General features: G+C 71.8%; 20 protein-coding genes. 13 read left to right on the forward strand and 7 right to left on the reverse strand.

Translation table 11 applies throughout. From position 1 onward, the window contains the following. Positions 1-8: 8 nt before the first annotated feature. On the reverse strand, positions 9-443 hold the full coding sequence (locus tag ACFQU3_RS17965) for a pyridoxamine 5'-phosphate oxidase family protein (protein WP_385912252.1): 435 nt from the start codon (positions 441-443) through the stop codon (positions 9-11). A 125-nt stretch (positions 444-568) separates the two neighbouring features. Here ACFQU3_RS17965 and ACFQU3_RS17970 point away from each other — a divergent pair, with 125 nt between their 5' ends. Together ACFQU3_RS17970 and ACFQU3_RS17975 are read left to right on the forward strand one after the other, a co-directional pair. Then, positions 569-2,611, forward strand: coding sequence for an NAD(+) synthase (locus ACFQU3_RS17970; protein WP_385912253.1), 2,043 nt, complete (start codon positions 569-571; stop codon positions 2,609-2,611). Between the two features lie 11 nt (positions 2,612-2,622). Then, on the forward strand, positions 2,623-3,123 hold the full coding sequence (locus ACFQU3_RS17975; RefSeq protein WP_385912255.1) for a GNAT family N-acetyltransferase: 501 nt from the start codon (positions 2,623-2,625) through the stop codon (positions 3,121-3,123). A gap of 12 nt (positions 3,124-3,135) precedes the next feature. Here the strand turns inward: ACFQU3_RS17975 and ACFQU3_RS17980 are convergent, their stop codons facing one another. Together ACFQU3_RS17980 and ACFQU3_RS17985 are read right to left on the reverse strand one after the other, a co-directional pair. After that, positions 3,136-5,301: a DEAD/DEAH box helicase gene (locus ACFQU3_RS17980; protein ID WP_385912257.1), complete on the reverse strand. Its 2,166-nt coding sequence runs from the start codon at positions 5,299-5,301 to the stop codon at positions 3,136-3,138. Positions 5,302-5,571: 270 nt separating this feature from the next. Next, positions 5,572-6,366 (reverse strand): VIT family protein, encoded by a 795-nt coding sequence (locus tag ACFQU3_RS17985; protein WP_385912259.1) that lies wholly within the window; start codon positions 6,364-6,366, stop codon positions 5,572-5,574. A gap of 154 nt (positions 6,367-6,520) precedes the next feature. On the opposite strand from ACFQU3_RS17985, the gene ACFQU3_RS17990 reads away from it, so the two are divergent. Next, entirely contained in the window at positions 6,521-9,754 is a 3,234-nt protein-coding gene (locus ACFQU3_RS17990) for a response regulator (RefSeq protein WP_385912261.1), read from the forward strand. A 34-nt stretch (positions 9,755-9,788) separates the two neighbouring features. On the opposite strand, the gene ACFQU3_RS17995 is transcribed toward ACFQU3_RS17990, so the two are convergent. Beyond that, positions 9,789-10,412 (reverse strand): hypothetical protein, encoded by a 624-nt coding sequence (locus tag ACFQU3_RS17995; protein WP_385912263.1) that lies wholly within the window; start codon positions 10,410-10,412, stop codon positions 9,789-9,791. A gap of 139 nt (positions 10,413-10,551) precedes the next feature. On the opposite strand from ACFQU3_RS17995, the gene ACFQU3_RS18000 reads away from it, so the two are divergent. From ACFQU3_RS18000 to ACFQU3_RS18020, 5 genes are all read left to right on the forward strand, one after another. Then, the gene (locus ACFQU3_RS18000) at positions 10,552-11,289 is read left to right on the forward strand and encodes a response regulator transcription factor (RefSeq protein ID WP_385912265.1); all 738 of its coding nucleotides are present in this window, start codon (positions 10,552-10,554) and stop codon (positions 11,287-11,289) included. After that, on the forward strand, positions 11,267-12,940 hold the full coding sequence (locus ACFQU3_RS18005; protein ID WP_385912267.1) for a sensor histidine kinase: 1,674 nt from the start codon (positions 11,267-11,269) through the stop codon (positions 12,938-12,940). The genes ACFQU3_RS18000 and ACFQU3_RS18005 overlap by 23 nt, the downstream gene beginning before the upstream one ends. A 77-nt stretch (positions 12,941-13,017) precedes the next feature. After that, positions 13,018-15,063, forward strand: a complete 2,046-nt coding sequence (locus tag ACFQU3_RS18010; RefSeq protein WP_385912269.1) for an ArnT family glycosyltransferase — start codon at positions 13,018-13,020, stop codon at positions 15,061-15,063. Between the two features lie 5 nt (positions 15,064-15,068). Then, positions 15,069-15,536, forward strand: a complete 468-nt coding sequence (locus ACFQU3_RS18015; protein WP_385912271.1) for a GtrA family protein — start codon at positions 15,069-15,071, stop codon at positions 15,534-15,536. A 45-nt stretch (positions 15,537-15,581) separates the two neighbouring features. Then, complete coding sequence (locus tag ACFQU3_RS18020; protein WP_385912273.1) at positions 15,582-17,123, forward strand: M1 family metallopeptidase; 1,542 nt, start codon at positions 15,582-15,584, stop codon at positions 17,121-17,123. An 85-nt stretch (positions 17,124-17,208) separates the two neighbouring features. On the opposite strand, the gene ACFQU3_RS18025 is transcribed toward ACFQU3_RS18020, so the two are convergent. Beyond that, entirely contained in the window at positions 17,209-18,306 is a 1,098-nt protein-coding gene (locus ACFQU3_RS18025) for an MBL fold metallo-hydrolase (RefSeq protein WP_385912275.1), read from the reverse strand. 122 nt (positions 18,307-18,428) lie between these two features. Then, complete coding sequence (locus ACFQU3_RS18030; RefSeq protein WP_385912277.1) at positions 18,429-19,745, reverse strand: MBL fold metallo-hydrolase; 1,317 nt, start codon at positions 19,743-19,745, stop codon at positions 18,429-18,431. Positions 19,746-19,851: 106 nt separating this feature from the next. Here ACFQU3_RS18030 and ACFQU3_RS18035 point away from each other — a divergent pair, with 106 nt between their 5' ends. From ACFQU3_RS18035 to ACFQU3_RS18055, 5 genes are all read left to right on the forward strand, one after another. Then, positions 19,852-20,403, forward strand: a complete 552-nt coding sequence (locus ACFQU3_RS18035; protein ID WP_385912279.1) for a toxin-antitoxin system HicB family antitoxin — start codon at positions 19,852-19,854, stop codon at positions 20,401-20,403. Between the two features lie 53 nt (positions 20,404-20,456). Next, entirely contained in the window at positions 20,457-21,320 is an 864-nt protein-coding gene (locus ACFQU3_RS18040; protein ID WP_385912280.1) for a DUF4097 domain-containing protein, read from the forward strand. Next, positions 21,317-21,589, forward strand: coding sequence for a hypothetical protein (locus ACFQU3_RS18045; RefSeq protein ID WP_385912282.1), 273 nt, complete (start codon positions 21,317-21,319; stop codon positions 21,587-21,589). Before ACFQU3_RS18040 ends, ACFQU3_RS18045 begins: the two co-directional genes overlap by 4 nt. Before the next feature lie 98 nt (positions 21,590-21,687). Beyond that, a complete protein-coding gene (locus ACFQU3_RS18050) occupies positions 21,688-22,311 on the forward strand; it encodes an FMN-binding negative transcriptional regulator (protein ID WP_385912284.1) in 624 nt (207 codons plus the stop codon). A gap of 111 nt (positions 22,312-22,422) precedes the next feature. Beyond that, a complete protein-coding gene (locus ACFQU3_RS18055; protein ID WP_385912287.1) occupies positions 22,423-22,713 on the forward strand; it encodes a hypothetical protein in 291 nt (96 codons plus the stop codon). Position 22,714: 1 nt separating this feature from the next. On the opposite strand, the gene ACFQU3_RS18060 is transcribed toward ACFQU3_RS18055, so the two are convergent. Then, positions 22,715-24,397: an FAD-dependent oxidoreductase gene (locus tag ACFQU3_RS18060; protein WP_385912733.1), complete on the reverse strand. Its 1,683-nt coding sequence runs from the start codon at positions 24,395-24,397 to the stop codon at positions 22,715-22,717. Positions 24,398-24,560: the final 163 nt, after the last annotated feature.

Below are 24,560 nucleotides of genomic sequence, written 5' to 3' on the forward strand. Positions count from 1 at the left end.
ACGGTGGGTCAGCTGGGCAGGTCGCGTAGCCACGGGCGGGTGAGGTCGAACCGTCGCCCCGAGATCTCGTCGACGTCGATGGCGACGACGACCGAGCGGGGCGTGTCGACCCACGGACGCACAGGCAGGCGCTCGGCGACGTAGGCCGCCTGCCCCTCGAGGACGCGGGCGCGGCCGCGGCAGATGACGCTCGTGGCGCGGTCGCCGACGACCTCGTCCACCTCGAACGCGACGTCGGGGTTGGCGGTGACGCCGAAGAGCTTGCTGCCCTCCGCCGTGAGGAAGACGAGCCGCTCGCCGTCGAGGGCGTAGTTGATCGGCACGATGTGGACCTCGCCGAGGAGGTGGTAGGCCAGCCGGCCGAACTCGCGCTCGCGCAGGAAGCCCCATGACTGCTCCGGGTGGAGCACGTGGACCGGGTCGGTGGACGTCGTGTCGGACATGGTGACCTCCTCGGGTCTCATCGGACGCACTGCCCGACTACTACGAAGTGTAGTACTAGTGGGTGGTGACAGGCCAGGATCGCGGGGAGTCTCGCGTCACACACGTCGTGCGATTGACTGTGCCCATGGACTTCTACAGCTCCTACGCCCAGGGGTTTGCCCGCGTGGCCGCGTGCACGCTGCCGATCGTCGCGGCCGACCCCGAGCGGAACGCCGACGCCGTCGTCGCCCAGGCCCGCGAGCTCGACGCCGACGGAGTGGCGCTCGCGATCTTCCCCGAGCTGTGCCTCTCGGGGTACGCCATCGACGACCTCCTCCTGCAGGACCCCCTGCTCGACGCCGTCGACGACGCCCTCGCCCGCATCGCCGAGGCCACCGCCGAGCTGCGCATCGTGCTCGTCGTCGGGGCCCCGCTCGAGAAGGGCATGCGCGTCTTCAACTGTGGCGTCGTCATCCACGGCGGCCGCATCGTCGGCGTCTCCCCGAAGTCCTACCTGCCGACTTACCGCGAGTTCTACGAGCGTCGCCACTTCGCCCCGGGTGACGACCAGCGGCGCCAGACGGTCGAGGTGGCCGGTGACCGGGTGCCGTTCGGCCCGGACCTGCTGTTCCGGGCCACCGACGTCCCCGGCTTCGTGCTCCACGTCGAGGTCTGTGAGGACATGTGGGTGCCGGTCCCGCCGAGCCACGAGGCCGCGCTCGCCGGCGCGACGATCCTCACGAACCTCTCGGGCTCGCCGATCACCGTCGCGCGCGCCGAGGACCGCCACCTGCTGGCGCGCAGTGCCTCGCACCGCTGTCTCGCCGCCTACCTGTACGCCGCCGCGGGGGAGGGTGAGAGCTCGACCGACCTCTCGTGGGACGGCATGACGATGATCTACGAGAACGGGGCCCTGCTCGCGGAGAGCGAGCGCTTCCCCGAGGGGCCCCAGGCCTCGGTCGCCGACATCGACCTCGACCTGCTCCGTCAGGAGCGCCAGCGGCAGGGCACCTTCGACGACAACCGGCGTGCGCTCGCCGACCGCACGGGCAGCTTCCGCACCGTCGAGCTCGAGCTCGACCCGCCGACCGGCGACATCGGCCTGCTCCGCAAGGTCGACCGCTTCCCCTTCGTGCCCGACGACGAGGAGCGGCTCGCCCTCGACTGTTACGAGGCGTACAACATCCAGGTCTCCGGCCTCGAGCAGCGGCTGCGCGCCATCGGCCAGCCCAAGGTCGTCATCGGCGTCAGCGGCGGCCTCGACAGCACCCACGCGCTCATCGTCGCGGCCAAGGCGATGGACCGCCTCGACCGGCCGCGCAGCGACATCCTCGCGTTCACGATGCCCGGCTTCGCGACGAGCGAGCACACGAAGAGCAACGCCATCGCCCTCATGAAGTCGCTCGACGTCACGTGGGAGGAGCTCGACATCCGCCCGGCCGCCACGCAGATGCTCGAGGCGATGGGCCACCCGTTCGGCCGCGGCGAGGAGGTCTACGACGTCACGTTCGAGAACGTCCAGGCCGGACTGCGCACCGACTACCTCTTCCGCATCGCCAACCAGCGCGGCGGCATCGTGCTCGGCACGGGCGACCTGTCCGAGCTGGCCCTCGGCTGGTGCACCTACGGCGTCGGCGACCAGATGAGCCACTACGGCGTCAACACCGGTGTGCCCAAGACCCTGATGCAGCACCTCATCCGGTGGGTCGTATCGTCCGGGCAGTTCGAGGACCCCGTCGGCGAGACGCTGACCTCGATCCTCGACACCGAGATCTCACCCGAGCTCGTCCCCTCCCGGGAAGGGGAGAAGCCGCAGAGCACGCAGGCGATGATCGGGCCCTACTCGCTCCAGGACTTCACGCTCTTCCACGTGCTGCGTCGCGGCTACCGCCCCTCCAAGATCGCCTACCTGGCCTGGCACGCCTGGCACGACAGCGAGGCGGGGGAGTGGCCGGCCGGCTACCCCGAGGCGGAGCGCACGGCATACGACCTCGCGACGATCCGTCACTGGCTGGAGGTGTTCGTCAAGCGGTACTTCGCCAACCAGTTCAAGCGCTCTGCGCTGCCCAACGGCCCGAAGGTCGTCGCGGGTGGCTCCCTGTCGCCGCGCGGCGACTGGCGTATGCCGTCCGACGCGACGTCGGTGACGTGGCTCAGCGAGCTCGACGCGAACGTCCCCGAGAAGTGAGGCAACCTCTCGTGACGCGCACGATCACGGTCCGCGACTACGACGACACCGACTGGCCGCAGGTGTGGCCGATCATCGAGGAGGTCGTGCGCGCCGGCGACACGTTCCCGTTCGCGACCGACCTGACCGAGGCGGACGCGCGTGCGATCTGGCTCGACAACGGTCCCGGCGGCCGGGCCAGCGTCGCCGTCGACGGCGACCGCGTCCTCGGCACGGCCAAGATGGGCCGCAACCGTCCCGGGCCCGGCTCGCACGTCGCGACGGCGAGCTACATGGTCGCGGCGGACGCGCGAGGTCGCGGGGTCGGCAGGGCGCTCGTCGTCGACTCGCTCACTTGGGCGCGCGAAACCGGTTATGCCGCAATGCAGTACAACGCCGTCGTGGCGACGAACAAGAGTGCCGTGCGGCTCTACGAGAGCCTCGGCTTCACCGTCGTCGGCACGGTGCCACGCGCCCACGAGCTGCCCACGGGTGAGCGGGTCGGCCTCAGCATCATGCACATCGACCTGTAGCCGCGGTGCCCGTCAGACCTCCGCGAGAGCCTGGCGCAGCAGCTCGACCAAGGCGTCACGCTGGAGGGTGTCGCCCGAGGTGACCTCCTCGTCGCTGCCGTCGAGGGCGCGGGCGGCGAGCCCCTGCTTGGCGTCGATGAGCTCGGCGATCTTCGAGTCGATCGTGCCGGCGGCCAGGATGCGCCACGCGGTGACCGGCTCGTCCTGGCCGATGCGGTGCACGCGGTCGATGGCCTGCTGCTGCTCGGCAGCGGTCCAGGACAGCTCGGCCAGCACGACGTTCGAGGCGGCATGCAGGTTGAGGCCGACGCCTGCGGCGGTCAGTGAGCAGACCGCGACGGCGACGTCGGGGTCCTTCTGGAAGCCGTCGATGGCCTCCTGACGCTGCTTCGAGGTCTGCTCGCCACGCACCGACACGGTGCGCAGCCCGGCGCCCGCGAGGACTCGCTCGGCGGCGTCCATGACGTCGATGTGCTTGGCGAAGAAGACGACCTTGCCGACCGAGTGGGACAGCTGCGCGGCGTAGTCGGCCGCGAGCATCGACTTGGCCTGGCCGATGCGGCGCACGAGCGAGAAGACGTTGTCGGTGCCCTTCTCGGCCGACGCGGCCTTGAGCTCGGCTCCGGCGACCCGACGCATGAGCCCCTCGTCGGGCTCGTCGTCGTCCTCGCGGCCCTCGCCCTGGGCGAGCAGGGCACGGTAGCGCTGGGCGAGACGGCGGCCGAGGGCCCGCTCCGCCTCGCGGATCGAGCGGCCGAGGTCGTCGTCGAGCTCGACGGTGATGTCGGCGATCCGCTTGTCGGGAAGGTCCTTCGCGACATCGACCTTGCGACGCCGCACGATGCCCATGTCGATGACGGTCTGCCGCGCCTCGGGGTAGAAGCCGCGGTCGGCCGGCGTGTAGCCCGTCTCGTCGAGCCGGCGCACGATCTCCGGCGTGGGCCGGCCGTCCTTGATCCAGCCGAGGAAGCGCCAGATCGCGTCGAAGTCCTTGACGTCGTTGATGAGCGGCGTGCCGGTGAGGGCCATGAGCAGCGGGTTGCCGCCCGGTGTCGTGGACCGCAGCCGGTCCGCGATGGCGAGCACCTGCTGCGAGCGCTGCGAGCTGAGGTTCTTGATGAAGTGCGCCTCGTCGACGACCATCGAGCGGAAGCCGAAGGACGAGAGCCAGCCGAAGTGCCGGTCGAGGATCTCGTAGTTGACGACGAACACGTCGGCGAAGGCGTCGACGTCGTGGCCGTCGCCGTGGATCACGGTGACGCGACGCTGCGGGGTCCACCGCTCGACCTCCCGCGCCCAGTTGATCTTCACGACGTTCGGCACGACGGCGAGCATCGGGTAGGCGTTCGCGATCGAGGCGGCCATGACCGACTGCGCGGTCTTGCCGAGGCCCGGCTCGTCGGCGAGCAGGAAGGTGCGGTGGCCCTCCTGGACGCTCTGGAGGAAGCGCGACTGGTGGACCATGAGCTGCGACCCGGGCGGTGAGAACCGGTCGATCCCAGGCTTCGGCGGCAGGTCCATGGACGCCGCCTCGCCGCCGGCGCCCTGCTCGAAGGCGCGGTAGAGCGGGCTGAGCAGGTCCCACCCGGCGAGGCGCCCGGGGAGGTACTCCTGCTGCGGGCGGCCCACGTCGGGAGTGAGGAACGGGTTGGCCAGAGCGCGGGACGGCACCGACTGCGGCATGACCTGACGGGCGGCGATCTGGGGCGGCACGACCGGTCTCGGCGGCTCCGGCGCTTGGATGACGAGGTCCTCCTCGGCGAGCTCCGCGCCCGACTCGAGGAGCCAGTCACGGCGCATCTGCTGTGCGGCCGGTCCCGGCTTGGCGTTCGCGTCGAGCAGGGTCAGCAGGCTCGTGTCGCGCGCCGCGATCTGCGCGAGGATCGTCGCGATGCCGTCGAGTCGCTTGAGCAGGTCGGCACGGGTGCTGCCGGGGATCGACGCGTCGTCGCGCACGCGGGCCCGCTCGGAACGCATGAGCAGGGCCACGACGAGGAACTTCGTCCGGTTCGTCGGGCTGGCCTTGCCCTTGCTCGACACGCGGGCCTCGACCTCGCGGACCCTGCGCGCGAGCACGGGTATGAGCGGGGCCGGGTCGTCCCGGCGCGTGGCGGCCCTTCGCTGGCCCTGGGCCTGCCCCTGGCCGTCGGTCGGCTGGCGGCGAACGCGCGTTGCCATGTTCCTCCTGATGACGCGGCGGACACGGAACCGGTCTCCCGGCGGCACCGTGACCCGGTGTCGGCGGCGGACTCGGCCCGAGTCCCGGTGGACGCGCCCTCGCGCGCCCCACGTCCCTGGGCGGGTGGCGCGTCACGCAAGGCGTGGGGTGCCGGGCCCGTCGGTGCGCCGCGGACGGGCGCTGGGACAGCTCGACTCTACAGGCCGATCCACGTGCCCGGCACCGTATGCCGACCGTTGCCTGGCGCAGGCCGGTCCGGGCCCGCGCGCTCAGCCCAGGTTGACCCCGACGAGCGCGCCGATGGCGTACGTCACCCCCATGGCGACGAGGCCGCCGGCGACGTTGCGGGCGATGGCCCGCGGGAGGGGGCTGCGCCCCAGCCGTGCACTGGTCCAGCCCGTCAGGGCCAGGGCGGCGGCGACGCTGACAACGGTGACGTGGATGCGCGTTCCGGCCGGGCTGAAGGTGATCGTGAGCAGCGGCAGCAGGGCGCCGACGACGAACGCGACCATCGAGGCGGCGGCAGCCTGCCAGGGACTGGTGAGGTCGGTGGGGTTGATGCCGAGCTCAGCCTCCGCATGGGCCGCGAGGGCGTCGTGGGCCGTCAGCTCACGGGCCACGTCCTCGGCGAGGTCGCGGCTCATCCCCTTGCCCTCGTAGAGCTGGGTCAGCTCCTCGAGCTCGCCCACGGGGTCCTCGCGCAGCTCCTTCCTCTCGAGCTTGATGAGTGCCCGCTCGGAGTCGCGCTGCGTGCTCACCGAGACGTACTCGCCGGCGGCCATCGACATCGCGCCGGCGGCGAGCGCGGCGATGCCCGACAGGACGATCGAGCCCTTGTCGGTCGTCGCGCTCGCGAACCCGACGACGACGCCCGCCGTCGAGACGATGCCGTCGTTGGCGCCGAGGACGCCTGCGCGCAGCCAGTTGAGGCGGGCCCCCACGCTCTCGTCGTGCGGTTCGTCGTGTCCGTGCAGGTCACGGCTAATGCTGACCGGCGTCGGGTCCTCGACGAGGGCGTGGACGAGGTCGGCGGCCTCGTCGTCGGATGCGCGGATGTCGGACATGGGGTGCTCCGATCCAGCGGGGACGGTGGCTCGCTCCGATCGTGGCATCAGTCGTCACCCCTGTCATCGAAGGCAAGGCTCACCTGATGGGCACCGGGCCGAAAAGAGGGACGACATGCGAGCGCGATGCCGCTCGATGCGCGAGGATCGGAACATGCCGGACATTCGGGGCAACGGCGGGCGGGGCCAGAGCGACCTCTTCCGTTGGATGGTGGCTGCCTCGCCCGACGGTCTCTGGGTCCTCGATGAGCACGGGCGCACGATCTTCGCCAACGCCAGGATGGCCGAGATGCTGGGCCGCGACCCTGACGACATGGTGGGCTTCTCGGCGTTCGACGCCTTGGACCAGGTGGGCAAGGAGCAGCTCCGGGAGCACCTCCAGGAGCTTGAGACCAAGGGAGAGCCGGGCGACGACCTCGAGTGCAGCCTGCTGGACGCGGAGGGCCACCGCTTCTGGGCGCTCGTGTCGCACACCCCTCTCGTCGACGAGTCGGGCGTGCGCCGCGGCTGGATGCACCGGGTGACCGAGCCCAGCGCCGAGCGCCAGCTGCTCGACCAGCTGGCCGAGGCGCAGGCGATCGCCAAGATCGGCAGCTGGGAGTGGGACGTCGACCGGGACCGCGTGTCGTGGTCCGACGAGCTGTACCGCATCTACGGCATCGACCGCAGCGAGCTCGAACCGACCTTCGAGGGCTTCATCTCCGGCATCCACCCCGACGACCGGGCCCACGTCGCCGAGACGGTCGGGACGGCGCTCGCATCCGAGGACTCGTTCGAGTTCGACGCCCGCATCCGGCGCTCCAACGGCGAGATCGCCTGGATCCGCGGACGTGGGCTCGTCACGCGCGACCCCGAGGGCCGGGCGATCCGGATGGGCGGCACGGCCCACGACATCACGGAGAAGAAGGACGCGGAGCAGGCCCTCGGCCTCGTCACGGCCATGGCCACGGCGGCGAACGAGGCGGCGACCCTCAACGAGGCGCTGCCCACCGTCCTGGCCGAGGTCGCCCGCCACACCACGTGGCGGGCCGTCCTCGCGACCGTGGTCGATGCGGCGGGCGCACTCGGTGAGCCGATCGTGCCCCAGGTCGGCACCGAGGCAAGCGTCGTCCCGGTCGACGAGGCCCTGGCCTTCGCATCGCAGGCCGCCGAGTCGGGCGAGGTCGTGGCCGCACTCTCGGACGCCGGCTCGACCGTCGTCGCGGTCCCCGTCCTCAACGAGGGCCGTGTCGCCTGCGTCGTCGTCCTCGACATGCGCAGCAGCGCACCGCCCGTGGCCTCCGACGCCGTGACCATCAGGCAGGTCACCGCGCTCTTCGCGCGCGTCGCCGACCGTGAGTGGACGGCCGAGCGCCTCGCGCAGGCCCGTGACGCGGCGATGGAGGCGTCGCGCGCGAAGTCGGAGTTCCTCGCGACGATGAGCCACGAGATCCGCACCCCGCTCAACGGAGTCATCGGCCTCGCGGAGCTGCTCGGTCGCACCGAGCTGACGCCGCACCAGCGCCGACTCTCCGACGGCATCGACCAGGCCGGCCGGGTCCTGCTCGAGCTCGTGAACGACATCCTCGACCTGTCCAAGATCGAGGCCGGACGCCTCGACCTCGAGTCGGTCGACTTCGACCCCGCCGCGGTGCTCGAGCGCGGCGTCGCGCTGCTCGCCGAGCGGGCCAGGGCCAAGGCGCTCGACCTCACCGTCACCCACGGACCGGACGTGCCGTACATGCTGTCAGGCGACCCGGTGCGGTTCGGGCAGGTCGTCGCCAACCTGACGAGCAACGCCGTGAAGTTCACCGACTCGGGCAGCGTGGGCGTGCACCTGGCGCTCGACCACGTCACCGACGAGGGACCCGTGCTCCGGGTGGAGGTCACCGACACCGGCGCCGGCATCGCGCCCGAGATGCGCTCCCGGCTCTTCGAGTCGTTCTCGCAGGGCGACTCGTCGACCACCCGCGAGTACGGCGGCACCGGGCTCGGTCTCGCCATCAGCAGGCAGATCGTCGAGGCGCTCGGCGGCCGGATCGGCGTCGAGAGCGAGTCCGGGAAGGGCAGCACCTTCTGGTTCACGGCGGGCTTCGCGCCCGCGTCGGGGCGCAGCATCGGGCGATCGGCATCGCAGATCGCGGCGGTCTCGGGGCTGCGGGCCCTCGTCGTCGGCGCCAACGTCACGCACCGCGTCCGCGTGGAGGAGCAGCTCGCGGCGTGGGGCATGTCCGTCACGTCCGCGGCGTCAGGCCTCGAGGGCCTCGCCCAGCTCGACCGGGCCGACCGAGCGAAGGTGCCGCTCGACGTCGTCGTGCTCGACGACCCGGGCTCGGGCGGCGGCGGTCTCCAGCTGACCCGGATGATCCGCTCGGACGAGCGCTTCGCCGACGTAAGCGTCGTGCTGGTGTGCGCGCACGTGCCACCGCCCGATGCTGCGACGCTCGCGGAGGCCGGCGTCGACGCCAGTCTCAGTGCACCCGTCATGCCCTCCGCGCTGTTCGACGCGATGGCTGAGGTCGCCGGCGGCCACCTCCTCGACGGGGACCCATCAGTCGCGAGACCGGTCGCCGGGCTGACGGGCCCGGACGGCCATCTCGGCACGGTGCTCGTCGTCGAGGACAACGAAGTCAACCAGCTCGTGGCCCAGGGCATCCTCGAGGGCCTCGGCTACGGGGTCCTGGTCGCCGCCAACGGTGTCGAGGGGGTCGCCGCGCACCGCACCGGTGCCGACGACCTCGTCGCCGTGCTCATGGACTGCCAGATGCCGCAGATGGACGGCTACGAGGCGACCCGCGCGATCCGGGCACAGGAGGAGCCCGGGCGCCGGATCCCGGTCATCGCGATGACGGCCTCGGCGATCGCCGGCGAGCGCGAACGGTGCCTGCAGGCCGGTATGGACGACTTCCTGACCAAGCCGATCGACGTGGCGCTCCTGGCGTCGACGCTGCAGCGGTGGACGGGCTCCGGGGCGGTGCCGACGTCACGGGTTGCCCCGACGAGGCCTGTTGCGGTCGAGGTCAGGGACGATGATCTCCGGAGGGATGACGACGTGCTGGACGACCGGCGGCTCGAGGAGCTGCGTGACCTCGAACCAGGCAACCCGTCGATGCTGCTGCGCTTCATCGACCGGTTCGGCGAGGGCGCCCGCCAGCGCCTCGCCGACCTGCTCGAGGCCCACAGGAAGGGCGATGCCGAGTCCCAGGGACGCATCGCGCACGGGCTCAAGGGATCAGCGTCGAACCTCGGGGCGACGGTGCTCGCCGACGTGTGCAAGCAGGTCGAGGACCTCGGGTCGGACGGACAGCTCGCCGACGAGGGGCTCGTCGCCAGGGTCGCGGACGAGGTCGACCGGGCCGTCAAGGCCCTCGAGGAGTACGCCGCCCTGCTTCGCAGCACCTCTCGTTGACCTCGGCATCCCCAGGCGCGGCCCGTTCTGGCGCTCAGGTCGTCTTCGTGGTGCCGGTCGACGAGCCGGTGTCGCCCCGCCCGGAGCCGTCGTCACCGCCGGACCGCGGGGACGTGCCGCCACCCGAGAAGGGGTCGATGCCCTGGTTCAGCTGCTGGAGCAGGTCCTGCGGGTCCAGCTGGCTGAGCTGGTTCGGGTCGATGCCGTTCAGGCCGCCACCCGGCATGCCGTTCTGGAGGTTCGGCAGCTGTCCACCGTTCTGGCCCTGCTGGTTCTGCTGGCCGCCGGGGAACTGGAACGTGCGGCCGTTCCCGCGGATGCCCGTGTCGCCACCGGTCGAGCCGGCGGGCACCGCGGCGGCGGCACCGATCGCGCCGGCCGACGCGAGCACGATCGTCAGGCCCGCGGTCACGGCCGTCTTCTTTGCGCTCCAGCGGATGCCGTCGCCCGCCGCCTTCTGCTCGGGCGCGGGAGCCGGCGCGGCCGCATACGCGTAAGGCGTGGCCGGCGCTGTCACCGGCACCTCCGTCGTCGGCGCGGTCGGCAGCGTCTGCGTCTCGTCGGGGACGGTGGGCGTGCCCGTCGCGTCGGGGTCGAACTGCGGCAGGGTCGACCGCGGCTGCTCTGCCGGACCCGGGTGCGTGGACTCGTTGCTCATGACAACAACGCTCGGGTGGCTCCCTGTGCGAGCGCTGTGGCGGACCCGTCGGAGTGCTGGGACTTGCGGACAGGGCGTCCACAGGAATCGCACAGGGATGTGCTGGTCATCGCACAGGACCACAGGTTTCACTGATGACATGAGCGAGAAGACCACGTCCGCGGCGGCCCGGCTCCAGCGACTCGACGGCTCCCCCGTGCGGGTGCTGGTCGTCGACGACGAGGCCAACCTCACCGAGCTGCTCGGCATGGCCCTGCGCTACGAGGGCTGGGAGGTGCGGTCGGCAGGCACCGGCATGGAGGCCGTGCGCGCCGCCCGGGAGTTCGACCCCGACGCGGTCGTCCTCGACATGATGCTCCCCGACTTCGACGGCCTCGAGGTGCTGCGGCGGATGCGCGCCGACAACGCCAACGTGCCGGTCCTCTTCCTCACGGCCAAGGACGCCGTCGAGGACCGCGTCTCCGGCCTGACCGCCGGCGGCGACGACTACGTCACGAAGCCGTTCTCGCTCGAGGAGGTCGTCGCCCGCGTCCGCGCCCTCATGCGCCGGACGACGGTCGCCGTCTCCTCGTCCGACTCCGTGCTGGTCGTCGGCGACCTCACTCTCGACGAGGACAGCCATGAGGTGATGCGGGGTGGTGACGAGATCCACCTGACCGCAACGGAGTTCGAGCTCCTGCGCTACCTCATGCGCAACCCGAAGCGCGTGCTGTCGAAGGCCCAGATCCTCGACCGCGTCTGGAACTACGACTTCGGCGGCCAGGCCAATGTCGTCGAGCTCTACATCTCCTACCTGCGCAAGAAGATCGACGCGGGCCGCGAGCCGATGATCCACACCATGCGGGGTGCTGGTTATGTCCTCAAGCCGGCCGTCTGAGGCGACGGGCGTCGACCGGCCGGACCCCGCCGACCTGCCCGACGCCGAGGGGGCGCCCGCGCCCGACCTCGTGCCGGGGCCGGTGGGCCTCGTCGACGACAGCGGCTCGAGGGTCCCGGCTGCCGCGGGCGACCCGGACGCCGCGGGCGACCCGGACGCCCGGGACGCCCATGCGGCCGTGCCCACGGTGCGGCAGCGTCTGGCCGACGCGCAGGACCGCCTCCAGCCGTGGTCGGCCTGGACGCTGCGCGCCAAGCTCGTCGCGTCGATGCTCGCCCTCTTCACCGCCCTCAGCCTCTTCACGGCGGTCTTCACGATCACCGCTCTCAGCTCGCACCTGACCGACCAGCTCGACGGGCAGCTGTCGGCCTCGCTGCGTTCGCCCCGGCCCGGCACCGGTCCTGACCCCGGCGGACGGGGCGGCCCGGGCGCGGACCGCATCGTGGCCCAGCTGACGACGTCCGACCCGGTCGGGTTCATCGAGTCGGCCGACGAGCCCGAGTCGCTCACCGCTGCGCAGCTGCAGGCGATCAACAACGCCGGCGTGAGCCCCAACGGCAGCACCGTCGACCTCGCGTCGCTGGGTCGTTTCCGCATGATGTCGAAGCAGGTCACGTTCGTGGCCGACGACGGGTCGCGCAGTCCCGGAACCCTCGTCGTGGGCATCTCGACCGCGCCCACGGACTCGACGATCGGCCGTCTCATCATCGTGGCCGGTGCCGGACTCGGGGCGGGCGTCATCCTCGTGGCCGTCCTCGGGACCTGGCTCGTGCGCCGCAACCTCGAGCCGCTCCGCCGCGTCGCCGCGACGGCGACCAAGGTGTCGCAGATGCCCCTGCACTCGGGCAAGGTCGCGCTCGCCGAGCGGGTCGACCCGGCCGACACGGACACGCGCACCGAGGTGGGCCAGGTGGGTGCTGCGTTCAACGAGATGCTCGACCACGTCGACGAGGCCCTCAACGCCCGCCACCAGAGCGAGCAGCGGGTGCGCCAGTTCGTCGCCGACGCGTCCCACGAGCTGCGGACGCCGCTGGCCTCCATCAAGGGGTATGCCGAGCTGTCGCGTCGGGAGCCCAACGCCGTGCCCGCGACGGTGACCCACGCGATGGGCCGCATCGAGTCCGAGGCGAACCGCATGAGCTCGCTCGTCGAGGACCTCCTGCTCCTCGCGCGCCTCGACGCCGGCCGACCGCTCGACGCCGCACCGGTGGACATGTCGATGCTCGTCATCAACGCCGTGAGCGACGCACACGCGGCATCGCCCGGTCACCGATGGGACCTCGACCTGCCGCCCGAGCCGGTCGAGGTGACGGGCGATGCGGCGCGGCTGCACCAGGTCGTCGCCAACCTGCTCGCGAACGCCCGCACGCACACCCCGGACGGCACGCGCGTCACGACGTCCGTGCGACCCGAGGGGGAATGGGTTCGGGTGGCCGTGCACGACGACGGACCCGGGGTGCCGGACACCTTGCAGCCCAACGTGTTCGAGCGTTTCGCCCGGGGCGACGACGCCCGCAACCGCGCCGGCGGCAGCACCGGTCTCGGCCTGTCGATCGTCGCCGCCGTGAGCAAGGCCCACGGCGGGCGCGTCGAGCTCGACAGCAAGCCGGGCGACACGACGTTCTCGCTCCTGCTCCCGGCCGCCGTGTGACGCCACCGGGGCGCACTCATCACCGCGCCAAAGTCGTGTCATAGCAAGCGCACAGACCCTGGCCCGACCGTTGGGGCATGGACACGATGACCCTCACCACCACGGGCACGGCGGGCAGCACTGCACCGGCGCCCTCGGGGCCGGTTGACCCGAGCCCCCAGCCCCTCTCGACGCCCGCCACCCGCACGGGTCGTCCCGGTCGGCTCCAGCGCCTGTGGCGCGGCGCCGACGCCGACCCCTCCTGGGCGCGTCCGGCCATGTTCGGCCTTCTCCTCGCGACCCTCGTCCTCTACACGTGGAACCTCACGGCGAGCGGCTACGCGAACTCGTTCTACTCCGCGGCGGTCCAGGCCGGCAGCGACAGCTGGAAGGCGTTCTTCTTCGGCAGCTCCGACGCCGCGAGCTCGATCACGGTCGACAAGCCGCCGGCATCCCTCTGGGTCATGGCGCTGTCGGTGCGCCTCCTCGGGCTCAACTCGTTCGCGATCCTCCTGCCGCAGGCGCTCATGGGCGTCGCGACCGTCGGGGTCACCTACACGACCGTCAAGCGCCACTTCGGCGCGATCGCCGGCCTCATCGGCGGTGCGGTCGTCGCCCTGACCCCGGTCGCGGCGCTGATGTTCACCTTCAACAACCCCGATGCCCTGCTGACGCTCCTCATGGCACTCGGCGCCTGGGCCACGATGAAGGCCATCGAGCAGGCGTCGCCCAGGTGGATGATGATCGTCGGCGTCTTCATCGGGCTCGGCTTCCTCACCAAGACCCTCCAGGTCCTGCTCGTCGTGCCGTTCTTCGGCCTGGCCTACCTCGTGGCCGCCCCGACGACCCTGCGCAGGCGGATCGTCCACTCGGTCCTCGCCGTCGGTGCCATGGTGCTGTCGGCCGGTTGGTGGGTCGCGATCGTCGAGCTCATCCCGGCGTCCGCCCGCCCGTACATCGGCGGCAGCCAGACGAACTCGTTCCTCGAGCTCACGTTCGGCTACAACGGCCTCGGCCGGCTCAGCGGCGACGAGACCGGCTCGGTCGGTGGTGGCGGCGGTGGCGGCGGCAACTGGGGCGAGACCGGCCTCCTGCGGATGTTCTCCGCGAGCGTCGGTGACCAGGTCTCCTGGCTCATCCCGAGCGCCCTCATCCTCCTCGTCGCCGGCCTGTGGCTGCGGGGCCGGCGCCCGCGCACCGACCTGCGCCGTGCCGCCTACCTCGTCTGGGGCGGTTGGCTCGTCGTCACGATGCTCGTCTTCTCGTTCATGGCCGGCATCTTCCACGAGTACTACACGGTGGCCCTCGCGCCGGCGATCGGTGCGCTCGTCGGCATGGGGGCCGTCGAGGCCTGGGAGCGGCGCTCGGGCGCCGTCGGCACGGTCGTCCTCGCCGCTGCCACGGCCGCGGCGGCGACCTGGAGCTTCATCCTCCTCTCGCGCACGACGGCCTACGGCGACTGGCTGCGCGTCACGGTGCTCGCGGTGGGCATGGCCGCGGCACTGCTCATCCTCGCCACCCGCTGGATGCACGCCCGGGCCGTCCCGCTCGTCTTCGCCGGCGCGCTCGTCGCGGGCCTCGCCGGCCCAGGGGCGTATGCCGTGTCGACCACCGCGCAAGGCCACACCGGCTCGATCGTGACGGCCGGGCCTGCCGGCACGAGCCGCGGCCCCGGCGGGATGCGGGGCGGCATGCCGACCCGGCTGCAGGCGCCGAACGGCACGACCCAGCAGGGCGGACCGCAGGTCGGCGGCGGTGGCGGCGGCATGGGCGGTCTGCTCGACGCCTCGACGCCGAGCACCGCGGTCGTCGCAGCCCTGTCGGCGAACGCCGGCCAGTACACGTGGGTCGCCGCGGCCATCGGGTCGCAGACCGCGGCCGGTCTCCAGCTCGGCACGCAGCTGCCGGTCATGGCGATCGGCGGGTTCAACGGATCCGACCCGAGCCCGACGCTCGCGCAGTTCCAGGAGTACGTCGCCAACGGCCAGATCCACTACTTCGCCGGTGGCGGCAGGGGATTCGGCAACCAGAACGGCGGCAGCAGCGCATCGTCCGAGATCAGCTCGTGGGTGCAGCAGACCTTCACCCAGGTGTCGATCGACGGCTCGACGTTCTACGACCTGACCCAGCCGCTGCAGGGATGACGACCATGACCGCCCGGCGAGCTCGGTTGTCACAGCAGGTCATCCGCTTTGCGGGCGTCGGGGTCCTGTCGACCGCCCTGCACCTCGGCCTCTTCGCGGCCCTGGTGCGGGGCGGGATGGGCTCGCAGGTCGCCAACGGCGTCGCGCTCGTCATCGCCACGGTCTTCAACACCGGTCTCAACCGGGCCTGGACGTTCGGGGTGACGGGCCGCCGCGGGCTCGTCTCCCACCACGGCCAGGCCCTTGTCATCTTCGCCATCACGTATGCCGCCACGACCCTCGCACTCGGGCTGCTCGGTGTGCTGGCCCCGTCGGCAGGCACGCTCGCCCAGACCGTCGTCGTGGCCGTCGCGAACGTACTCTCGACCGCGGTTCGTTTCGTCGCCATGCAACGCTGGATCTTCCGACACCCTGCCGTGGTGCCGGTGGGTGATCGGGACGATTCACCACGCCTGTCGACCGCCCAGCAGTAGCGTGGGATGTTCGCGTCGACCGACGCGAGCAGTGTGGAGGCCACCATGAAAGGAAGCACCCGAGCGACCGTGGCCGCGGCAGCGGCTGCCGCTACGGCCCTCACCCTCTGCGCCCCACTCGCGAGCGCGGACGACTCCGGCCAGAAGGACGGTCGGTACACCGCAGGCGCCGCCGGCATCGGCGACGTCTACTACCCCCTCGCCGGCAACGGCGGCTACGACGTCGAGCACTACGACATCACCGGCCGCTACGACCCGGCGACCGACGTCTGGTCGGCCACGACCGTCATCACGGCGACGGCGACCGCCGACCTCTACCGCTTCGACCTCGACTTCGACGGCATGACCATCAGCCGCCTCTTGGTCGGCGGCAAGCCGGCGATGTGGACACGCGACGGCGCCGAGCTCGTCGTCGTGCCACAACACAAGATCAGGACGGGCGAGGCGATCACGATCAGTGCAACGTACTCCGGCGTGCCCAAGGAGTTCGTGATCCCGCTCGCGGGGTTCAACCTGCGCACCGGCTTCATGGCGACCGACGACGGGGCCACTGTGGCCGGTCAGCCGGACGTCGCGGCGGGCTGGTTCCCGGTCAACGACCACCCACGCGACAAGGCGGCGTACGACTTCCACGTCACCGTCCCGGCCGGTCTCGGTGTCGTCGCCAACGGTGTGCTGTCGGGCACGACGTCGAGCGGAGGCTCGACCCGGTTCGACTGGCACGCACCGGAACCCATGGCCAGCTACCTCGCCACGATCGACATCGGCGAGTGGGACGTGCGCCAGTGGGCGACGAAGAGCGGGGTGCCGGTCTACGACGCGGTCGATCCCGACCTGCTCGCCGATCCGGTGCTCGGTCCAGCCATCGACTCCTCCCTGGCTCGTCAGGGTGAGGTCCTCGACGTGCTCTCAGCCGCGTTCGGGCCCTACCCGTTCTCCACGGTCGGGGCCATCGTCGACGACCAGCCGGATCTCTTCTTCGCCCTGGAGACACAGACGAGACCCGTCTACTCGCAGTACTTCTGGCCCGATGGCGGAGACTTCGTCGTCGCGCACGAGCTCGCGCACCAGTGGTACGGCGACGAGGTGGCTCTCGAGCAGTGGCAGGACATCTGGCTCAACGAGGGCTGGGCGACCTACGCCGAGTGGGTGTGGGCCGAGCACGAGGGCTTCTTCACGCCACAGGACGCCTTCGACGCCATCTACGCCGACATCCCGGACGACGACCCGTTCTGGGCCTTCGTCATCGGGGAGCCGCCCCACGACGACCTCTTCGGCAACCCGGTCTACCTCCGAGGTGGCCTCACGCTGCAGGTCCTGCGCAACCGGGTCGGCGACGACGCGTTCTGGCAGATTGCGCAGCAGTGGGTGCGGGAGCGCGGTGGCGGCACGGGCACGACCGCCCAGTTCATCGAGCTCTCCGAGCGGGTGTCGGGCCAGCAGCTCGACGACCTCTTCCAGGCCTGGCTCTTCACCGGCTCCAAGCCGACCGTGACCTCGCTCGCGAGGGCCGCGTCGACCCGGGCGGATGCGGTGCAGACCTGGGACGCCCAGTTCACCGAGCGCCTCGCCAAGGGTCGCTTCTGAGGTGATGCTGTCGGTCCGGTCGGGAAACCCGACCGGACCGGCGGACGTCACCACCCGGCACACGTGGGTGGCGACCTCGGACTCGTCAGTCGTGGTCTGCCTCGGCCGTGCACGCCTCCCACCACGGCTCCTGGTGTGCGGCAACGACCTCGTCGACGTCGTTGCCGCTGAGCTCGATCCGCGTGCCGACCCTCGGCGCGACCAGGCGCGCGCCGCGCTCGGCGGCGGAGCGACGCGCCCACCGGATCGGCTCGCTCCACCAGTGCGTGGCGAGGTTGAAGGTCGCCCAGTGGATCGGGAGCAGGACCGAGTCGGTCTCTCCCTTGTTGACGTCGAGGTGGGCCTCGACGGCCTGCTCCGGGTTGAGGTGGATGTCGGGCCAGTGCACGCTGTACGCGCCGATCGGGATGATCGTCAGGTCGAACGGGCCGAGGTCCGCGCCGATGTCGGCGTAACGGTGCGTGGGTCCGGAGTCTCCGCCGAAGAAGACGGCGTGGCGCGGCCCGCGCAGCGCCCAGGCGGCCCAGAGCGTCTGGTTGCGCACGAAGCCACGACCCGAGAAGTGCCGGGCCTCGCAGCAGGTGATGCGAACACCGGCGACCTCGGTCTCCTCGCGCCAGTCGAGCGTCGTGATGCGAGCGGCCGGAACGCCCCACGCGCGCAGGTGCTCGTCGACGCCGAGCGGCACGACGTAGTGCGGACGGTGGCTGCGCTCGAGCTGCTTGATCGACGGCTCGTCGAGGTGGTCGTAGTGGTCGTGGCTGATGACGACGGCGTCGAGGCGCGGGATCTCGGCGATACGGCCCGGGACCGGGTGCATCCGCTTCGGCCCGACGAGCACCGACGGTGATACGCGCTCGCCGAACACCGGGTCGAGCAGGAACCGGCGGCCGTCGAGCTCGACGACGCTGGTCGCGTGGCCGTACCACGTGACGGCGAGGTCGGCCGGCTCCACCGGGTGCCGAGGCGTCACGAGCGGCACTGCGCCACGGGGTCTCCCGCGGCCGCGCTCGCGCACCATCGTGGCCAGCAGGCTGCCCGGCCCCTCGGCCTCGGCCGTGACGACGACGTGGGTCGGCTCGTGCGAGCGGAACTCGCCGTCGCGGTAGTTCGGCGACGCGACGACCCGACGGCGCACCGTCGAGGTCGTCGCACCCATCCGCCTGAGGATCGGTAGCTGCACGGCATTCTCCTGCTCTGCTCGTCGCGGGTCGGCCCGGGATCGCGGGCTCCCGTCATTCTCGTCCAGCGTCGCGGGGCCCGCGCGAGTTCCCGGGGTGGGTCGAGGTGACGGTCGTGTGAACGTCAGTCACGGTCCCCGGGGGCCGCGCACGCCTCCCACCACGGGTCGGCGTGCGCGGCCGCGACGGTGTGGGCGTCGCCGGCTGCCACGTCGATCCGCTCACCGACCCTGGGGAACGCGACGGGGACCTGCGCCTCGGCGGCGGCCCGGCGCAGGCGGCGTACGGGCTCGGCCCACCAGTGCATCGACAGGTTGAACGTGGCCCAGTGGACGGGCACGAGCAGAGACTTCCGGGCCGCGGTCTGCACGGTCCGCGTCGTCGACGTGGGCTCGCCCTCCTCGTACGTGCCGCCGGGCGTGTCGATGCGCTGGTCGCCGGCGATGAACCCGTCGGCGACGCCGGCGTCGTCGGCAGTCGCGCCCTCGGTGTCGGCGCCGATCCGGTTGACGTCGCGGTGCGCGGCGAGTGCCTGCTCGGGTTCCATGTGGATGTCCGGCCAGAAGGGGTCGTAGGCGCCGACCGGCATGAGCGTCAGGTCGAAGGGGCCGAGGTCGGCGCCGATGGCGGCGAAGCGCTTGGACGTGCCGGAGTCACCCGGGTAGTACGCCGTGTGCCGTGGACCGTGCAGGGCCCAGCCGGCCCAGAGCGTCTGGCTGTCGACGAGCCCGCGACCGGAGTTGTGCCGGGCCTCGGTGCAGGTCAGCCGGATGCCGGCGACCTCGGTCTCGCCGCGCCAGTCGAGGGCGGTGATGCGGCTCACGGGCACGCCCCAGGCGAGCAGGTGGGCGTTGACGCCGAGCGGCACGACGTAGTGCGGACGGTGCGTCTCCTCCAGCCGGACGACCGACGGCTGGTCGAGGTGGTCGTAGTGGTCGTGGCTGAGCAGGACGGCGTCGATGCCGGGCAGCTGCGCGATCGAGCCGGGGACCGGGTGCATCCGCCTCGGGCCGGCGTGGCGGATCGGTGAGACCCGCTCGCTGAACACGGGGTCGATGAGGAACCGCGCGCCGTCGATCTCGAGGACGACCGTCGCGTGCCCGTACCACGTGACGGCGAGGTCTCCGGGCTGCTGCGGCGGCTCGGCGGGCACGACCGGTACGGGGCCGACGGGCCGCCCGCGGCCGCTGACCCGGATCGCGGCGATGAGGGCGCTGGTCTGGGCGCGCACCCGCGGCCGCAGCGAGGGCTCCGCTCCCTCGAAGCGGCGGTGCGTGAAGTTCGGCGAGTCCTTGACGAGGGGCAGGATCGTGGCGGGCGAGGCGCCCATGCGGTTCATCACCCGCACGAACTGCCGGGCGCGGGTGCGCGAGGACACCCGTTCGATGACGCGCGACAGCGCGCGGACGGACGGGCGGTCGGAGGTTCCCAGGCTGCGCATCGGGGACCCTTTCGCGAGGTGAGGGGTTGTCGCAGAACGTACCCAGCCGCGGCGCGACGCCGTCATGGTGTTGACGTGACACCATGACGGTGTCATAGTGATGCGCATGGACATCACCGAGTACGTCGACGCACTGCGTCGGGATCTCGCCCAAGCGGCCAGGGCGATGGGTCCGGAGACCGAGCAGGCCGCCGAGAGGATCGGTTTCGCGCTCGACTCCTCCGCCCGACTCGCGCTCATGGACGCCCTGTCGCACGCTGCAGCAGAGATCACCAACGAGCTCGACGGCACGTCGGTCGAGGTTCGGCTCCAGGGCCGCGAGCCCGTCTTCGTCGTCGTGGGGGCCGGCCCGTCCGCCGTCGCCGACGACACGCAGGCCATCCGCGCCGATGACACCACTGCGATGTCACCCGACGACGAGGGCGCGGAGACGGCACGCATCACGCTGCGCCTGCCCGAGGCCCTCAAGGCCCGCGCGGAGGAGCTCGCGACCGGCCGCGGGCAGTCGCTCAACACGTGGATCGTCAACGCGGTCCGCGCCGCAACGGCGTCCGGCATCACCGTCAACATCGGCGCGCAGCTCGGGCCGCAGTTCGGCCCTGGCGCACCGGGCCGCAACCGCTCCTCCAACAAGCGCGTGCAGGGCTGGGTCCGCTGACGCGGTCACCCGGCGCCTGCTTCCAGACCAACCACGACAGCAAGGGGATCGACATGGACAAGCAGCACGAGCACACGTTCGAGACGACCGGCCCGATCAACCTCAAGGTCGAGCTGTTCGCGGGTGACGTCAAGCTCTCCGCCACCGACACGACCGCCACGAGTGTGCGGCTCGTCCCGCGCGGACGGGGCGGCGAGGAGCTCGCCGAGCGCTTCACCGTCGAGGCGCGAGGCAACGACGTCGTCGTCATCGCACCCAAGAAGGAGGGCCTCTTCGGCTTCAGCAAGGGCTCGGTCGACGTGGAGGTGGACCTGCCCCAAGGCAGCGCGGTCGACGTCAGGACGGGTTCCGGCGACGTCACGGCATCGGGGCTGCTCGGGGACGTCCGGGCGGCCACCGGTTCGGGAGACCTCACCTTCCACGAGGTCGGCGAGGCAGACCTCAAGTCGGGCTCGGGCGACATCACGCTCCAGTCGACGAGCGGCGACGCCGACATCAAGACCGGGTCGGGAGACGTCACCGTGGGCACGGCCGGGGGGCGGCTCGACCTCGTGTCGGGCAGCGGCGACATCAACCTGCGTCGGTCCGACGCGGCGGTCAAGGCCAAGACCGGGTCCGGCGACCTGCGCATCGGCGCCTCGACCGGTGACCTCGACCTCATGACGGGCACCGGCGACGTCACGCTCGCGGGCGTGCACGGCGGCGAGGTGCGGGCCAAGACCGGCACCGGAGACGTCAGCATCGGCGTCGCCAACGGCGTCGCGGCCTACCTCGACCTCAACACCGTCACGGGCGACGTCGGGATCGCCCTCGAGGAGGCCTCCGGCCCCGGCGACGCCGAATCACAGGCCAGGCTCGTGGTCCACTCGGGCAGCGGCGACATCCGGGTCAAGCGGGCGCAGGTGAGCCTCTCATGAGCACCGGGACCCTGAGCCTCACGCCGCAGGAGGCCCTGGCGCGCGAGCTGATCCTCGAGCGCTCGGCCGCCCGGCACCACGCGCCGAGGCAGGCGCTCCGGACCCGCCGGCACATCCGCGCCGCTCTCCTGCTGCGCAGCCTCGCCGAGCGCCTCGACCCCTCAGCTGGGACGACCGGTGGTCGCGTCCGACCGGTCGCGGTGCCCCACGCCGGAAGCCCGCGGCCGTGGTCGGCGGCGCCCCGTCGCACGCCGCACCGGCACACCTGAACCCGCTCCCGCACCGGAGCCCGCCGTCCTCCCCCGGCGGGCTCCCGTGCGTCCCGGGCGTATGCCGTCCGGCCGCGCCGGCGTGCGACGATCGGGGGATGTACGTCCCCCGACCGAACGCCATGGCCCAGCCCGAGGTCCGCGACTTCCTCGACGCGCATCCGGCTGCACACCTCGTCACCGTCGGTGCGGACGGTCGGCCGGACGCGACCCTGCTCCCGATCCTCGTCGACGGAGACCGGGTGATCGGCCACCTCGCCCGGTCGAACGAGCAGTGGACCCGCATCGCACCCGGGTCGCCTGGCCTCGTCGTCGTCAGCGCGGCCGACGCGTACGTCTCTCCCGGCTGGTACGCCGCGAAGGCCGAGCACGGCCGCGTCGTCCCCACGTGGAACTACTCCGAGGTGCACGTGCGGGGCGCCGTCACCGTGCACGACGACCCCGACTGGGTGCTCGACGTCGTCACGCGCCTCACCGAGCGGCACGAGTCCTGGCGCGAGCGGCCCTGGGCGGTCACCGACGCCCCCGCGAAGTTCGTCCGAGGCCAGCTGCGCGCGATCGTCGGCATCGAGGTCGTCGTCACCTCGTTCGAGGGCAAGGCCAAGCTGAGCCAGAACCGCTCGGACGCCGACCGCGAGGGCGCGATCGAGGGCCTGCGCGCCGAGGCGGAACCCACGGCGCATGCCGTCGCCGACGCCATGGAGCGCGCGCTCCACGGATGACGCCCGCCCGGGCGCGTCTGTGCCACAACGGCGCTCGACACCTGTTCGACGCATGCTCCACGCATGACGCGGTCACAGACCCTCCACAGCCCCGGCCTCGACGCTTGAGACATGGACACGACACCTCGCCCCCGCCTCTCCCCATCCACCGTCCGCTCCACTCTCCGGCGCGGGCTCGGCGCCGCCGGTGCGGCGGTCGCCGTCGCCTTCGTCGGCACGACGGCCCTCGGCGCAGGCCAGGCGCACGCGGCGGGTGTCGCGGGCGGCCTCACGCCTGCCCCCGCGACGGTGCCGGCGCAGCACCCGCACCGCCACCACGCCGCCCACCCAGCCAACCTGCCGCCGGCGACGACGCCGGCATACCGCTACTCGTTCCGCGACGGGCAGCTCGTCGAGCTCTGACTCAGCGGGTCGGGTCGAGCCAGGCGTGCACGAGGGACACGACCGACGCGCCCTCCCCGCTGGCGGCAGCCACCCGCTTCATCGACCCGGCCCGGATGTCGCCGGCGGCGAAGACGCCGGGGACGGTCGTCTCGAGGCTCTCGGGCGGCAGGTCTCCTCGCCACCTGTCCTGGGGCACGTCGCGGCCCGTCAGCACGAAGCCCCGCTCGTCGCGGGCCACGGCGTCGGGCAGCCAGTCGCAGTAGGGCGCGGCGCCGATGAGCAGGAACAGGCCGCGGCAGTCGCGCCGGGTCTCGGTGCCGTCGCGGGTGTCGCGCACCGTGACCCAGCCGAGCCGGCCGTCCTCGCCGGGCCCACCTTCGACGACCTCCGAGCAGCCCTGGACGGAGATCCTCGGGTTGTACTCGATCTCGCCGATCAGATAGCTCGACATGGTGTCGGCAAGCTTCTCCCGCCGGACGACGATCGTCACCGACCGGGCGAAGCGGGCGAGGTGGATCGCGGCCTGGCCGGCGGAGTTGCCGCCGCCGACGACGATGACGTCGTAGCCCTCCATCTCACGGGCGGCCGTCATGGCACTGCCGTAGTGCACGCCCAGCCCGACGAGCCGCTCGATGCCCGGTGCGTCGAGACGGCGGTACTTGACCCCGGCGGAGACGACGACCGATCGGGCGCGCACGTCGCCACCCTCGGTGCACAGCACGTGGGGCGTCGGCACACCGTCGTCGTCGACGGACCCGGGCTCGAACGACGTGACCGGCCAGCCGGTGAAGAAGCGGGTGCCGAACCGGATCGCCTGGTTGCGCGCCCGCTGGGCGAGGCGCATACCGGAGATGCCACGGGGGAAACCGAGGTAGTTGCGGATCATCGACGACGTGCCGGCTTGGCCCCCGATGGCCTCGGACTCGAGGACGACGGTGCTCAGCCCCTCCGACGACGCGTAGACCGCGGCCGCGAGCCCGGCGGGCCCCGCTCCGACGATCGCGACGTCGACGACCGTGTCGACGTCGATGTCGGCCGGCTGGCCGTAGATGCGCATGGCGACGTCGCGCACGCTGCGCGCGACGCCGACCCGTTTGCCGAGGTCCATGACCAGGGGGTAGTCGGGCTCCCCGCCCTCGGCTGCGTGCAGCTCGATGACGTAGCGACCCTTGTCGCTGTCGGGCGCGTAGACGCGGTTGGGCATGCCCATGCGGTCGAGGTAGTCGCGGATGCCGAGGGTCAGCGCGTCCTCGACAGGGGAGACGATGGCCACCGCGACGACCTCCGGCTCGGCCACGGTGGAGCCCCAGTCCGACAGCAGCTCGCAGATCGCGGTGTGGAACTCCTCGTCGCGGGCGCCGCGTGGCATCAGCAGGTATGCGTCGTACTTGCCCTTGGCCATGCCGCCGCGCAGCCGCTCGGCATCCTCGCGGAACATCGAGACGTGGGCCGCGATGACGCGGCGCGCGGTCGGCACGGTGCCGCGCCACCAGTGGAACGCCTCGAGCACCTCGGCGTCCGGCAGGCGTGACTCGGTGACGAACATGGCGACCTGGCCCCCGTCGGCGATGACGCGCTTCGCGACCGCCTTGGCCTCGTGGGCGGACGTGGCCGTCTGCACGTCGTAGTCGCGGGTGTAGCGGCCGAACTCGTCGGCCAGCTCGGGGCATCGGGTCTCGGACACGAGGATGATCGCCGGCATCACGGATCGATCCTAGGGCCAGCGCCCTCGCACGACGCTGAGCCGGACCGGCGGACAGCGTCGGGGCGCCGAATCGCGGTGCGCCACAAGACTTTTCACGCCGCACGTCTTGACTTCTTTGTCGAACATGTGTTCGAATGGAGTATGAGCGGGAGCTCGGCGA

The sequence above is a fragment of the Terrabacter sp. GCM10028922 genome (genome assembly GCF_042666095.1).
In the GTDB taxonomy this organism is placed as follows: Bacteria; Actinomycetota; Actinomycetes; order Actinomycetales; family Dermatophilaceae; genus Terrabacter.